The sequence below is a fragment of the Amycolatopsis sp. NPDC033938 genome (genome assembly GCF_055575975.1).
Window position 1 is genome coordinate 511,037 of sequence record NZ_JBVIRO010000001.1, and the last position, 13,977, is coordinate 525,013.

At 67.8% G+C, this 13,977-nt stretch carries 10 protein-coding genes; 8 read left to right on the forward strand and 2 right to left on the reverse strand.

Going from position 1 to position 13,977, the window contains the following annotated elements:
- The first annotated feature begins 118 nt into the window (after window positions 1-118).
- The 5 genes from ACZ5ZX_RS02520 to ACZ5ZX_RS02540 all read left to right on the forward strand — a co-directional run bounded on the left by ACZ5ZX_RS02520 (window position 119) and on the right by ACZ5ZX_RS02540 (window position 7,300).
- On the forward strand, window positions 119-2,371 hold the full coding sequence (locus tag ACZ5ZX_RS02520) for a serine/threonine-protein kinase (RefSeq protein WP_465500300.1): 2,253 nt from the start codon (window positions 119-121) through the stop codon (window positions 2,369-2,371).
- Window positions 2,362-4,629 (forward strand): serine/threonine-protein kinase, encoded by a 2,268-nt coding sequence (locus ACZ5ZX_RS02525; protein ID WP_465500301.1) that lies wholly within the window; start codon window positions 2,362-2,364, stop codon window positions 4,627-4,629. Before ACZ5ZX_RS02520 ends, ACZ5ZX_RS02525 begins: the two co-directional genes overlap by 10 nt.
- Before the next feature lie 352 nt (window positions 4,630-4,981).
- Window positions 4,982-5,632: a hypothetical protein gene (locus tag ACZ5ZX_RS02530; protein ID WP_465459589.1), complete on the forward strand. Its 651-nt coding sequence runs from the start codon at window positions 4,982-4,984 to the stop codon at window positions 5,630-5,632.
- A 19-nt stretch (window positions 5,633-5,651) separates the two neighbouring features.
- Window positions 5,652-6,302 carry an NAD(P)H-binding protein gene (locus tag ACZ5ZX_RS02535; RefSeq protein ID WP_465500302.1) on the forward strand — a complete coding sequence of 217 codons (651 nt, stop codon included), beginning with the start codon at window positions 5,652-5,654 and terminating at the stop codon, window positions 6,300-6,302.
- Between the two features lie 50 nt (window positions 6,303-6,352).
- A complete protein-coding gene (locus tag ACZ5ZX_RS02540) occupies window positions 6,353-7,300 on the forward strand; it encodes a ribose-phosphate diphosphokinase (RefSeq protein WP_465500303.1) in 948 nt (315 codons plus the stop codon).
- On the opposite strand, the gene ACZ5ZX_RS02545 is transcribed toward ACZ5ZX_RS02540, so the two are convergent.
- On the reverse strand, window positions 7,297-8,601 hold the full coding sequence (locus ACZ5ZX_RS02545; RefSeq protein WP_465500304.1) for a D-arabinono-1,4-lactone oxidase: 1,305 nt from the start codon (window positions 8,599-8,601) through the stop codon (window positions 7,297-7,299). The genes ACZ5ZX_RS02540 and ACZ5ZX_RS02545 overlap by 4 nt on opposite strands.
- Before the next feature lie 88 nt (window positions 8,602-8,689).
- Between ACZ5ZX_RS02545 and ACZ5ZX_RS02550 the strand changes: the two genes are divergently transcribed.
- The gene (locus ACZ5ZX_RS02550; RefSeq protein WP_465500305.1) at window positions 8,690-9,874 is read left to right on the forward strand and encodes an amino acid deaminase/aldolase; all 1,185 of its coding nucleotides are present in this window, start codon (window positions 8,690-8,692) and stop codon (window positions 9,872-9,874) included.
- Window positions 9,875-10,499: 625 nt separating this feature from the next.
- Here ACZ5ZX_RS02550 and ACZ5ZX_RS02555 read toward each other — a convergent pair.
- On the reverse strand, window positions 10,500-11,144 hold the full coding sequence (locus ACZ5ZX_RS02555) for a TetR/AcrR family transcriptional regulator (protein ID WP_465500306.1): 645 nt from the start codon (window positions 11,142-11,144) through the stop codon (window positions 10,500-10,502).
- Window positions 11,145-11,269: 125 nt separating this feature from the next.
- Between ACZ5ZX_RS02555 and ACZ5ZX_RS02560 the strand changes: the two genes are divergently transcribed.
- Together ACZ5ZX_RS02560 and ACZ5ZX_RS02565 are read left to right on the forward strand one after the other, a co-directional pair.
- Window positions 11,270-12,592, forward strand: coding sequence for a GH1 family beta-glucosidase (locus ACZ5ZX_RS02560; RefSeq protein ID WP_465500307.1), 1,323 nt, complete (start codon window positions 11,270-11,272; stop codon window positions 12,590-12,592).
- On the forward strand, window positions 12,585-13,841 hold the full coding sequence (locus tag ACZ5ZX_RS02565) for an MFS transporter (RefSeq protein WP_465500308.1): 1,257 nt from the start codon (window positions 12,585-12,587) through the stop codon (window positions 13,839-13,841). The genes ACZ5ZX_RS02560 and ACZ5ZX_RS02565 overlap by 8 nt, the downstream gene beginning before the upstream one ends.
- Window positions 13,842-13,977 lie beyond the last annotated feature (136 nt).

Below are 13,977 nucleotides of genomic sequence, written 5' to 3' on the forward strand. Positions count from 1 at the left end.
CGTTCCTCCATCGCAACGGGCCAAGTGACCGACGAGTAACCCTAAACCCGGAACCCGGGGAACCGCTGCGGCGCAGCTCACCTCCAAGGGGACACGATCGGGAATCGCGGAGGATTCTGTGGACGACTGGGCCTTGCCGGGTTTCACCGAGATGGGGTCGCTCGGGGAGGGCGGTTTCGGCCGGGTCGTGCTGGCGCGGCACGACGAATCCGCCCAGGTCGTGGCCATCAAATACCTGTACGCGAGGTTCGCGGCGGATCCGGTGAGGCTGGCCGAATTCCGCCACGAGGCCCAGATTCTCAGCCGCGTCGCGGGGCCGCATATCGCCCGTCTGCACCAGTTCGTGGAAACCCCGCAAGGTGCCGCCATCATCATGGAAGCGGTGCACGGGGTCTCCCTGAAAGAGATCCTCGGCCGCCAGGAGAAGCTCGAACCCGAAGCCGCGCTGGCCATCCTCAAAGGGTCGCTGCTCGGCCTCGCCGGGGCGCACGCCGCGGGCACCGTCCACCGCGACTACAAACCGGCCAACGTCCTGGTCACCCGTGAGGGGCAGAGCAAACTCGTCGACTTCGGCATCGCCGTCCTCGCCGGGCAGACCGGCGTCGCCGCGGGCACACCCGCGTACATGGCGCCCGAGCAGTGGGCAGGCGGGGTCGCCACCCCCGCCACCGACGTCTACGCCGCGACCTGCGTGTTCTTCCAGTGCGTCGCCGGGCACCGGCCGTACGAGGCCGAACAGACCGAAGTGCTGCGCACGCTGCACGAATACGCGCCGATCCCGTTCGGCGAGGTCCCCGAGCCGGTACGCGACCTCATCGCGCGTGGCATGGCGAAGGACGTCGCCCAGCGGCCGTCGGGCGCCGCCGAATTCGTCACCGAACTGGAGACGTCCGCGCGGAAGGCGTACGGCGACGACTGGGAGCGCAACGGCTGGCACTGGCTCGCCAAGGGCGCCGGTGTCCTGGTCGCCCTGTCCCCGCTGGCCCTGCTCGGGGCCGGGACCGCCGCCGCGCCGGTCGTCGCGGGCGGCGCGGCGGGTGGTGTCGCGGCGACCACCGGCGGCGGGATCGCACTCGGGCTCAAGGTGACCGCCGCGATCGCCGCCGTCACCGCGGCCGCCGTCGGCACGGTCGTGGTGATCAACGCCAACGGCGACGACCAGGCCTCCGCGCCGCCACGGACCGCGACTCTCGCCGCGATGCAGGTCGACCTGCTCACCCGCACCGAGAAGCTCGACGGCTACGACTACAACGGCAAGTACGTCCGGATCACCGGGCTGAAGGACAAGGCCGCGGAAGAGCGGGCCAACAAGGCGCTGATGGCGCCCATCGACGGCTGGCTCGAGAACTTCTGGCCGGACAGCTACCGGCCGCAGCTCGAACCCGACGGCGACATCCCGCATATGAAGACCGAAGCCGAGGTCCTGCGTAAGGACGACAAGGTGGTGTCGATCGTCTACAAGCGCTCGATCGACTCCGTGCAGTTCGGCAACCGCGGCGGCTTCAGCATCCGCCCGATCGTCATCGACCTCACGACCGGTGAGCAGGTCACCAGCGCGAACCTGTTCGACAACGTCGACGGCACGCCCTCCCGGACGCGAATACTGGAGGATCGGCTCCTCGAAGCGGCGAAGCCGGGCAACTGCCTCGCCGGCGCGCGGAACGACGTCGAACATTTCCCGCCGAGCCCGCTGTCTTCGCGATACACCTTCGACTACGACAGTGCCCTGCAGGCGGCGCCCACGGCCGACGGGATGCGGTTCTACGTCTACGGCAGCGCACTCGGCTACCCGCACGTCTGCGATCCGACGGAGCTGGACGTCCCGTTCGACCGCCTGCATGACCTGATGAGCCCCACCGTCATGAAACTGCTCGGCCGCTCGTCCACCGGTACGCAGGGGCCACGGACCAAAGAGGAGAACGTCGGCGCCTTCACGATCACCACGCCGGAGAAATGGTCTCTGCTCTCCAGCGCGTTCGTCGAGCGCTATCTGGTGACCGCCGACCAGTGCGCGGGTGGCGGCGCGCAGCCTGCCCAGTGCGCGCACGTCCTCTTCAGCGACAACTCGCGCGTGGACCCGGCGACTCCGGCGTATGAACCGGGCAAACCGTACAACCGCTCGACCGGCCCGCGGCCGTGTCATTCCATCGGGGCACCTGGCGAAACGCAGGGTTCGCCCGTCCTGCAGAAGAAGGAGCTCCGGCCGATCGGGACGAAACGGGCCGCCTACGAGGAATGGCGGCTCACCTGCTCCGGCGGCGGGACGGTCACCCAGAGGGTCTGGTTCCTGCCGAAAACGCAGCTCGTGATCGTCGACGAGTGGAACACTCCAGGTCTCGACAAGATTCTGGAAGAGGCACGGTGGCAGTGAACGACGAGTGGAGACTGCCCGGTTTCACCGAGCTGGAGCAGCTGGGCACGGGCACCTTCGGCCGCGTGGTGCTGGCCCGTCAGGACAACACGGGCCATGTCGTCGCGATCAAGTACCTCTTCTCCCGCTTCGCCGCGGACCCCGCTTACCTGGCCGCGTTCCGGCAGGAGGCGCTGGCGCTGCATCGGGTGACGAGCCCGCACGTGGTCCGCCTGTACGAGTTCTTCGAGACACCGCAGGGCGCGGCGATCGTGATGGAAGCGATCAACGGCGTCTCCCTGCTTTCCGTGCTTCGGGCCGAAGGCGCTCTCGAACCCGAAGCCGCGCTCGCGGTGCTGAAGGGTTCGCTGCTCGGTCTGGCCGCGGCGCATTCCGTCGACGTCGTCCACCGGGACTACAAACCGGGCAACGTCCTCGTCGCCGACACCGGCGAAAGCAAACTGGTCGACTTCGGCACGGCCGTCCTGGCGGGTGAACAGGGACCGTCCGTCGGAACACCGGCGTATATGGCGCCCGAGCAGTGGGCAGGCGGCCCGGCCACTCCCGCCACCGACGTCTACGCCGCGACCTGCGTGTTCTTCCAGTGCGTCGCCGGGCACCGGCCCTACCAGGCCGAAGAAACCGAGATACTCCGCACACTGCACCAGCACGCGCCCATCCCGTTCGGCGAGGCCCCCGACCAGGTGCACGAGATCATCGCGCTCGGGATGGCGAAGGACCCCTCGAAGCGGCCGGTCGACGCGCTCACCTTCGTCGGCGAACTCGAACGCGTCGCCCGTGCGGGTTACGGCGACGACTGGGAGCGCAAGGGCTGGTCACGGCTGGCGAAGGCGACGGGTGTCCTCGTCGCGGCGACACCGCTGGTCCTGCTCGGTGCCGGGACGGCGGCCGCGCCCGGCGTCGCCGCCGCCGGAACCGGCGCGGTGGCCGCGTCGACCGGCGGGATCGCGGCCGGGCTGAAGATCGCCATCGGCGTCGTCGCGGCGACCGCCGCGGTGGTCGGCTCCGTGGTCGTCTTCTCCGACGCGAGCACCCCGCCGCCATCGCCGCCGACCACCCAGCAGGCCGTCGCGCTGAAGGTCGCCATGAAGACCAAGACCGGGACAGTCCCCGGTACGAACATCGCCTTCACCGGCGACTACCCGGAGGTGACCGGGACCACCGACCAGGCCTGGTTGAAACGGGTCAACGACGCCTTGGCCGCGCCGATCGACGACTGGAACCGCAAAACCGGCCCCGGCGCCGCCAAGCTGGAGCCCGAACGCGGTCCGTACACGCTCCTCACGAAGGCCGAAGTGCGCTCGCAGAACGAGCGGTACCTCTCGGTCCGCTACTCGCACGATCTCGCGAACAAACCGCATCCGACCTGGAGTTACGGCCGGGCCACGGTGACGATCGACCTGAAGGAGGGCAAGGCGCTCACCCCGGAGGAGCTGTTCGCCCCCGGGAAGCTCACCGACGACGGGACGCGGATCCTCACCGAACGGATCTGGCCCGACAAGGAGCAGTGCGGGCCGCCCAACAGCTACTTCCCGTACCGGCCCCTCAAGGCGGTGGATTTCACCAGCGAGCGGAAGGCGTGGCTCGCCTTCACGCCGACGGCCGTCGAGATCACCGTCAACATGACCGATCTCGGTTTCTCCACCGCCTGCGCCGTCCAGGACTACTCGCTGCCCTACGACAAGGTGGCCGATCTGCTGAACCCGGATCTCGTGGCAGGCGTGACCGGCGGAAAGCAGTTGAAGGGGACGTCGTCCGCGCCGCCTGCCCAAGGACTCACCGACGTCTCCGTCGGCGCGTTGACCCTGCACCTGCCGCCGGGTTGGTCGGTGCAGTCGCAGGGACTCGAGAAGGTCATCGTCGATTCGAGCTGCCCGGATCCGAAGAAGTACTTCAACTGCCGGTACTTCCTGGTCACCGACAACACGCAGGAGTCGGCGGAGCAGCCGTCGTACCGGCCGGGCGAGTTCTACCGTCGCAGCGCGGGAGGCCGTGCCTGCAACGCCGCCGGCCGCAAGGACCTCCGCCAAGAGGGTGACGCCGCGTCCACGGTTTCCGCCACCGCACCGATCGGCGCCGCGACGGCGACCTATCAGGAGTGGATCATCAACTGTGTTCCTCGTGGACAGACCGGTGGGAACAGCGAGACGCGGGTCACCCAACGGATCTGGTTCCTTGCGGAGAAGCAGATCGTCGTCATGGACGAGTGGCAGACCCCCGGCGTCGAAGAACTCCTCCGGACCGCGACGGTCTCATGACCCTGACCTGCGAAGGTCCACAGTGGAATGACTATTCACTGGGCTGAATGGACTAGTGGACTACTTCCGTTGCCGCGCCTGTGTTCGGTGGCGGCCCGTTCGCGCCTGTGACCGTTCGGAGACGCCGGGTAACACCACTTACCTCGCTCTCACTCGGTTGGCGGCACGGTCGGACTGAAGTCCGATGACCGCCCACCGACCGGTCACCGATCGCAAGGCGCCGCCGATCGCAGCCACTCCCGTTGTCCGGCGCCGCCGCCTTCCGGCCCTGTTAGACAGTTCATGTGCCGCTTCCACCGAGGTGGCACGGGATGAAGAGCCTTAGGGAAACCAGGTTCGAAGGAGGCGGAACGTGGCGGCTACACCGAACATGGAGAGCTCGACGGTCGCCGGTGGCGCGAAGCGCAGCCGGTCACTGCCGAGCCGGGTGGTGCCGCCGATCGAACTGCCCGCGAGCGTCGAGGAGCTATCGCGCAAGGCGGCGGCCCTGCTCGGCTGGAACGGCATCGTGTTGCCGGAGACCACCGTGCTCGGCCGCAAGATCTGCGTGGTCGCCCGGCTCCGTACCGACGTGCACGCGGAGCGCATCGCGATGGGCATGGGTCCCGTCGTCGATCGCGCCACCGTCGACACCTGGACATGGCCAGAGCTGGCCGCGACCGCACCCGCGCCGGCCGCCGAGATCATCGGCGTCCTCGCGGTCGCCCGGCACTGGCGCACCGCGATGGCCTCCGCGGTCCCGTTCGCACGCTACGGCGAGGCCGCGATGGTGCTCCCATCGCCAGCCGTACTGACCGAGGACTACGTCGGCAACTGCCTGCCGCGTGCCCGCGCCTACGGGCTCGCCATCGTCAGCGCCGACCCCAACGCGGTCACCGACCTCGACCTCGAGGGCCACAACGAGCGCATGATCCTGGACGAGGACCCGGTCTCGCGCCTGGTCAACGAGATCGTCTACGACCAGCTGCTGCGCGCCACCGAGCTCCCTGCCGAAGTGGACTGAACCCACTACTGTCGGTGCCATGCGAGTCGTCATTGCGGGTGGACACGGACAGATCGCGCTGAAGCTGGAGAAACTCCTCTCGGCGCGCGGTGATCAGGCGGTCGGGATCGTGCGCAATCCCGATCACGTCGCCGATCTCGAAGCGGCAGGCGCCGAAGCCGTCGTCCTCGACCTGGAAAAGTCCGATGTGGACGCCGTGGCCAAGGTGCTCGACGGCGCCGACGCCGCCGTCTTCGCGGCGGGCGCGGGCCCCGGCAGCGGCACGGCCCGTAAGGACACTGTGGACAGGGCCGCCGCGGCGCTCTTCGCGGCGGCGTCCGAACAGGCGGGTGTCCGGCGGCACATCCAGGTCGGTTCGATCAGCGCCGACGAATGGGAGACCGCGGACGTGCCGGACGATTTCCGGCTCTACCTCAAAGCCAAGAAAGCGGCCGAAGACGATCTGCGTGCCCGCGATCTCGACTGGACGATCCTGCGACCGGGTCAGCTCACCAACGACGAAGGCACCGGCAAGGTCCTCATCGCCGAAACCACCGAACGCGGCCCCATTCCTCGTCAGGATGTCGCCGCGATCCTGGTCGCGCTGCTCGACGAGCCGTCGACGGCGGGACGTATCCTCACCGCGATTTCTGGTGATACTGCTATCTCTGAGGCCGTTTCCGCTTTGTGAAACCATAGTGTGTGGACGTAATCCGTCTTTTGACTGAACGGAGTAGGTCCTTGCGCGAGGACATCGCGGTTTTCAGCGGTAGCGCACATCCCGAGCTCGCCGAGGAGATCTGCACTCATCTGGGTGTGCCGTTGCATCCCGTGCGGGTCCAGCGGTTCGCCAACGACTGTCTCGAAGTCCAGCTCCAGGCGAACTGCCGCGAACGCGACGTCTTCCTGATCCAGCCGCTGGTGCGGCCGGTGCAGGAGAACCTCGTCGAACTGCTGCTGATGCTGGACGCCGCGCGGGGCGCGTCGGCGAAGCGGATCACCGTCGTCATGCCCCACTACGCGTACGCCCGATCGGACAAGAAGGACGCGCCGCGGATTTCGATCGGCGGCCGTCTCGTCGCCGACCTGATGGCGACGGCGGGTGCCGATCGCGTCCTCGCGATGACCCTGCACTCGCCGCAGGTGCACGGCTTCTTCAGCGTCCCGGTCGACCACCTGCACGCGTTGCAGGAACTGGCCAAGTACTTCCGCCAGTACGACCTCTCCGCGACCACCGTGGTCTCGCCGGATCTCGGCAACGCCAAGGAGGCCGCGCATTTCGCGCGGCTGCTCGGGGTTCAGGTCGCCGCCGGCGCGAAGCAGCGCTTCGCCGACGACAGGGTCGAGATCAGCTCGGTGATCGGTGAGATCACCGGCCGCGACGTGATCGTCCTCGACGACGAGATCGCCAAGGGCAGCACGGTGATCGAACTGCTCACCAAGCTGCGGGAACTGAAGCCGCGCTCGATCCGCGTCGCGTGTACGCACGGGCTGTTCTCCAGCGGCGCGCTGAAGCGGATCGGCGGCCAGCCGGACGTGCTGGAGATCGTCTGCACGAACACGGTGCCGATCGCGCCGGAGGAGCAGAGCCCGAAGCTGCGGGTCCTGTCGATCGCGCCCGCGCTGGCGGAGGCGATGCGGCGGATCCACAACGGCGAGTCGGTCAGCGCACTGTTCGATACGGCCTAAACGGTGCCGAGAACCCGGTCGAGGTAAGTGTTCGCGAAGACCCCGGCCGGGTCCACCTCCTTGCGGACCCGTGAGAAGTCGTCGAACCGCGGATAGCGCGAGCGCAGGGTCGCGGCGTCGAGGTCGTGCATCTTGCCCCAATGCGGGCGGCCGCCGACCTCGCCGACGATCGAGGCGAACCCGGCGAAGTACTCGCGGTAGGGCATGCCGACGAACTGGTGGATCGCGATGTAGGCGGAGTCGCGGCCGTTCGCCGTCGAGAGCCAGATGTCGTCCGCGGCGGCGACGCGCACCTCGACCGGGAACGCGACCGGATTCTCCAGTTTCGGTACCAGCGCGCGGAGTTCGGCGAAGACGTCGAGCAGCGATTCACGCGGGACCGCGAACTCCGACTCGACGAACCGCACCCCGCGATGGGTCACGAAGACGCGATGCGACGTGTCGCTGTACTCGCGGACGGAGAGGACGTTCGACGCGAACCCGCCGAGCGGTCGCACGAGTTTCGGCACCGCCCGGCCGAGGCGGCAGAGGCCGCCGAACGCGAGGTTCTCCGTGATCTCGTAGTCGACGAATTCCTTCAGCTTGGTCAGCGGACGGCGCTCGCTGCCCGCCGGAAGCCGGTTGTTGCGTTTGACCAGTGCGTTCTTGCCGTAGGGAAACCAGTAGAACTCGAAGTGGTCGTTCTCGTCGGCGAACTGGTCGAAGCCTTCGAGAACCTGTTCGAGGGGTTCCGGTCGTTCCTGCGCGGACAGCAGGAACGACGGTTCACACTGCAGGGTGACGGTGCTGATGACACCGAGCGCGCCGAGGCCGACTCGCGCGGCGGCGAACAGCTCGGGCCGTTCGTCCGCCGAACAGGTGATCACGGTGCCGTCCGCGAGGACGAGTTCGAGCGCGGCGATCTGCGTGGCGATGCCGCCGAGCCGGGCACCGGTGCCGTGGGTGCCGGTGGAGATCGCGCCCGCGACGGTCTGCGCGTCGATGTCACCGAGGTTGGTCATCGCCAGCCCCAGCGCGTCGAGTTCGGCGTTGAGCTGCTTGAGCGTGGTGCCCGAACGGACCGTGACCAGGCCTTTGGCGACATCTGCCGACGCGATACCCGTCCAGCCGGTCAGGTCCATCGCGTCCGAATTCGCCGCGGCGATCGCGGTGAACGAGTGGCCGCTGCCCAGTGGGCGCAGGCGGCGTCCGTCCGCGACCGTACGGCCGATCGCTTCGGCGATGCCGTTCGTGTCACGCGGTCGATGCACGCGCAGCGGCGACGCCGTCGCGGTGCCGGCCCAGTTGCTCCACCGTGTCATGCGCCACCCGTTCCGTGAGTGTTCGAGTGCCGAAACAGTAAGTGAATAGTATTCGCGTTTCAAGCCCTTCTGTCGTACCTTAGTTCGGGTGACCAGTGCGACGGTGTACGACTTGGCGACGAAGGACCTGGATCCTCCGTTCGCGGTTGTCGACTTGGATGCTTTCGACGCGAACGGCGCCGACCTGCTGCGGCGGGCGGGCGGCAAGCCGATCCGCGTGGTCAGCAAGTCGGTCCGTTGCCGGTATCTGCTCGACCGGGTGCTAGCGCGGCCCGGCTTCGAGGGCCTCATGTGCTACTCGCTCGCCGAAGCCGTCTGGCACGTCGAGCAGGGGACGACCGATGACATCGTCGTCGCGTACCCGACCGCCGACCACGGCGCGCTGCGGCGGCTGGCGGCGAACGACCGGGCGCGGGCGGCGATCTCGATCATGGTCGACTCGCCGGAACACCTCGATCTTGTCGACGCCGCGCTCGGCCAGGACCACCCAGAGATCCGGGTTTGTCTCGAACTCGACGCTTCGTGGCGGCCGCTGCCCGGCGTGCACGTCGGCACCAGGCGTTCGCCGGTGTTCAGCCCGCGGCAGGCCGCGGATCTGACGCGGACCATCTTGTCCCGCAAGGGTTTCCGGCTCGTCGGGATGATGGCGTACGAGGGTCAGATCGCCGGGCTCGGTGACGCGGCGGGCAGCGGCGTCAAGAACGCCGTCGTCGGCTGGATGCAGCGAAAGTCCATTGTGGAAATCGCGAAGCGCCGCGCGGCCGCCGTCCGGGCGGTGCGGGCGCTGGCGGAGCTGGAATTCGTCAACGGTGGCGGCAGCGGCAGCGTCGAATCGACCGGTGCCGAGGAAGCCGTCACCGAGATCGCCGCGGGCTCCGGCCTCATCGGGCCCACGCTCTTCGACGGCTACGCGCACTTCTCGCCGCGACCGGCCGCGATGTTCGCGCTCCCCGTGGTCCGGCGCCCGGCACCGAAGATCGCGACGCTCTTCTCCGGCGGCTACATCGCTTCAGGACCGGCAGAGTCTTCGCGACTCCCGACGCCGTACCTGCCCGAAGGACTTTCGCTGCTCGGTTTCGAAGGCGCCGGCGAAGTCCAGACCCCCGTATCCGGCGAAGCCGCCCGCCACCTGCGGCTCGGCGACCGCGTCTGGCTGCGCCACGCGAAAGCCGGCGAACTCGCCGAACGCTTCACGCACTACCACGTCGTCGTCGGCGACCGCGTCGACCGGACCGTCCCCACCTACCGAGGCGAACACCAGAACTTCGGCTGATCCCGCGCGACCCACCCATCCCTGTGCCTCGTTCTGTTGATCAAGCTTCGCAAACGGATGCGAACCCGCGACGATGAAGGAATTGGGACACTCAACGTCCCAATTCCTTCATCGTCGGCCTGCAAGACGGGCCCCTGGCGCTAGACGCATGAAGGCTCCCTCCACGGACGATCGGGAGCGTCGGATTGCTGCCCCACCCAGCCCCCGCCCATCCCTGGGGGGCGCGCCCTGCACCAGCGTATCGGGAGGGGGTGTCGGGAATCGGGGTTCGGCGGAGTGAGGGGCGCGGTTGTCCACAACTGTGGGTGGGTGTGGACAACTTATGTGGATAACCGCGTAAAGCCAGGTCAGGATGGGTGGCGGCGTGGCTTGTGGGGATTGTGTGACTGCTGGGGCAGGGGGTCCGGGCGCCGGTGGACACGAATGGAGCAGGGGGATCCACCGGTGTCGCGAAGGCCCCCTTGGGGACGTTGAGCGTCCCCAAGGGGGCCTTCGCGACGTCCGATCAGTGAGTCGCGAGTCCACAAGGGACGGTCACGGGCTGAAAGCGTCCTTCACCGAGTCCGAAGCGACGAAGGGGCCCTTCACCGAGTCAGATGCGGTGAAGGGCCCCTTCAGCCCCCACTCAGGCTTCGCCGAACTTGCTCGCCAAGTACCCCTTGACCACCGACTTCGCTTCCGCGACGATCCGCTCGTCCCCGCGCGGGTCACGACGGAACGCCAGTTTCAGCAGCGCGTCGGCCGTCTCGTTCGCGATCGTCAGCGCGAACCGGATGTCGTCGAGCGGCGAGGAGATCCGCGCCGAAAGCACCTTGGTGAGCTCGTCGACGATGACGGCGTTGTTGTCGCGGGTCTCGTCCAGGAGCTGCCTGTCCACGACGTCACCGAAGTGGACCTTCGAGAACCCGGGAACCTCGCGGTGCATGTCGAGATAGATGTCGAGGATCGAGTCCACGACGTCCCACCAGTGCTCGGGCGCCAGCTGGTTCAACGTCTCCGACACCGAGGCGACGAATCGTTCGAGATTGCGCTGCGTCAGCGCCTGCACCACGGCCCGCTTGTCGGGGAAGAACTGGTACAGCGACCCGACGGCCACCCCGGCGCGTTTCGCGATCAGAGTGGTCGTCAGTGCGTCGTAACCGAGTTCGTCGATCAGCTGGGCGCTGGCGTCGAGCATCTGCTCCACCCGCTTGGCGCTGCGTTGCTGGACGGGCTGCCGCCGGAGCGGAGTCGTCTCCGCCGGCGGTTTCGCGGCCTGGATGTCGGACACTCGGGCTCCTCCTTCGCTGATCTGCGACTTTATCGTGCCGACGGGGTTCCCCACGGTCGAGTGAAGGCATAGTATCTGAGAACTTTTCATGTTCGGCCGTGTCTCCGGAGAAAGGTGCGTAGCCGGTGGAAAAATCGATCTTCCCGTCCGAATTCCTGTGGGGGGTTTCGACCTCCGCCTTCCAGATCGAGGGGGCGACCGGCGAGGGCGGCCGAGGACAGTCCATTTGGGACACATTCACCGAAACGGAGGGAAAGATCGCGCGGGCTGAGCACGCAAAGGTAGCCGCCGATCACTTCCACCGCTACTCCGAGGACATCGCGCTGATGGCCGACCTCGGTGTCGGCGCCTACCGGATGTCCTTCGCCTGGCCGAGGATCCAGCCCGACGGCGATGGCAAGCCCAACGCCGAAGGCCTTGCCTTCTACGACAAGCTCATCGACGAGGTCTGCGCCGCCGGAATCGACCCGGCGGGGACGCTCTTTCACTGGGACCTCCCGCAGGCGCTCGAGGACAAGGGTGGCTGGCTCGCCCGTGACACCGCTGAGCGGTTCGGCGAATACGCCGCCATCGTGGGCGAGCGATTCTCCGATCGGGTGAAAATGTGGATCCCGCTCAACGAGCCCATGGTCATGTCGATCTTCGGCTACGCGATCGGCGAATACGCTCCCGGCAAGACGCTCCTGCTCGACGCCCTGCCCACCGCGCACTACCAGAATCTCGCCCACGGTCTCGCCGTCCAAGCCCTGCGCGCGGCAGGTGCCCGCAGTGTCGGCACCGCCAACAACCATTCACCCATTTGGCCCGCCACCGATTCACCGGAGGACAAGGCTGCCGGCGAATGGATCGACGCCCTCATCAACCGGACGTACGCGGATCCCGTGCTGCTGGGCCGTTATCCCGAACAAGTCGTCCCGCATCTCCCCGTGGGCTTCGCGGAAGATCTCGCCACCATCGCGCAGCCGCTCGACTTCTACGGGGTGAACTACTACGAGCCGCAGGGCGTCGCCGCTCCCGGTGAAGGCAATCCGCTGCCCTTCGAGCTTCGCGCGATCGAGGGATATCCCATGACCACCAACGATTCGCCGATCGTCCCGCAGGGATTGCGCGAACTGCTCGTCGGCTTCCACGAGCGCTACCGGGAGCATCTCCCGCCCGTCTACATCACCGAAAACGGCTGCAGTTTCGATGACGTCGTGGCCGAAGACGGACGCGTGCACGATCAGGAGCGCATCGACTTCCTCGAAAGTCACCTCGTCGCGGTCCGGGAAGCGATGGACGCCGGTGTCGACGTCCGCGGGTACTTCGTCTGGTCGCTGATGGACAACTTCGAATGGTCGAAGGGCTACCAGCCGCGGTTCGGCCTGGTGCACATCGACTACGAGACGCAGCGGCGGACACCGAAGGATTCCTTCGGCTGGTACCGGAAACTGATCCGCCATGAGTGAGGTCAAGGCGCTGCCCGAGGCACTCGCCGAGCCGGTCGCCAGGGTCCGCGCGGGCTGGATGAGCCTGCTGTTCTTCGCGAACATCGCGCTCTGGCTCGGGGTTTACGCGCCCATCCAGGTTCTCCTGCCGAAACAGGCCGAGATTCTGGACGCCGCCGGCAAGGAGGCCGTGTTCAGCCTGGTCACCGGGATCGGCGCGCTCGTCGCGCTGATCGCCAACCCCGCCGTCGGCCTGCTTTCGGACCGAACCTGTTCCGTCCGCGGCCGCCGTCATCCGTGGACGGCGGCCGGTGCGGTGGTCGCCGCGGCCGGGCTCATGGCCCTCGCGTTCGCGCCGAACATCGCGGTCATGGTGCTCGGCTGGTGCCTCGTGCAGGCGGGGCTGAACGGGATGCTCGCGATGCTGGTCTCGGCGATCGCGGACCGGGTGCCCGTGCCCCAGCGCGCGCAGGTCGGCGGGCTGGTCGGCATCGCCCAGATGCTCGGGACCGTGCTCGGCGCGGTGGTGGTCGTGGTGATGCTGGATGTCGCGGGACTGCCACTGGCCTACGCGGTGTGCGCGGCCATCGTGCTGGTGGGGGCGGCGGCGTTCGTCCTGCGCACACCGGACGCGCGGCTGCCGATCGCGTTCCGGCCGTCCGTCCGGACCAAGGACGTGCTGGCGAATCTGTGGATCTCCCCGCGTAAGCATCCGGACTTCGCCTGGGCGTGGGGCTGCCACTTCATGATCAACCTCGGCAACGCCTTCGGCACGCTGTACCTGCTGTTCTTCCTCAAGGACGCGGTGCACTACGAAGATCCGGACACCGGGCTGTTGATCATGATGGGGCTCTACGGGGCGGCGCTCATCGTCGGCGCGCTCATCGCCGGGCATTTCTCCGACAAGTCCGGACGACGTAAGCCCTACGTCCTGGCGGCGTCGGCGGTGATGGCGATCGCCGCGCTGCTGCTGGTCGTCTGGCAGAACTGGACGGCCGCGCTCGTGGCGTCACCGTTGCTGGGCGTCGGCTTCGGTGCGTACATGGCCGTCGCGCTGGCGATGCTCACACAGGTGCTGCCCGCCGCGCAGGACCGGGCGAAGGACCTCGGGGTCATCAACATCGCGAACTCGCTGCCGCAGGTGGTGGCGCCGATGCTGACCGCGCCGATCCTGGCCTACCTCGGCGGATATCCGAGCCTCTTCGCGGCGTCGGCGCTGGCCACCGTTCTCGCCGCGGTGCTGGTCACGCGGGTGAAGGCAGTCAGCTGAAAGAAGGTTGGAGACCGCGGACCGGTGCCGGTCGGGGGAGGGGAGTGCAACGGCACCGGCCCGCGGGGTTCGGGGGATGACAACGCGGAACCGAAGGAATCTCGCGTTGCGTTTGTGATCATCAACTTAGCGACCG

Bases quoted from the DNA above. Each gene is read 5' to 3' on its own strand.
- ACZ5ZX_RS02535 (WP_465500302.1), top strand. From the start codon at position 5,652: ATGCGAGTCGTCATTGCGGGTGGACACGGACAGATCGCGCTGAAGCTG.
- ACZ5ZX_RS02545 (WP_465500304.1), bottom strand. From the start codon at position 8,601: ATGACACGGTGGAGCAACTGGGCCGGCACCGCGACGGCGTCGCCGCTG.
- ACZ5ZX_RS02565 (WP_465500308.1), top strand. From the start codon at position 12,585: ATGAGTGAGGTCAAGGCGCTGCCCGAGGCACTCGCCGAGCCGGTCGCC.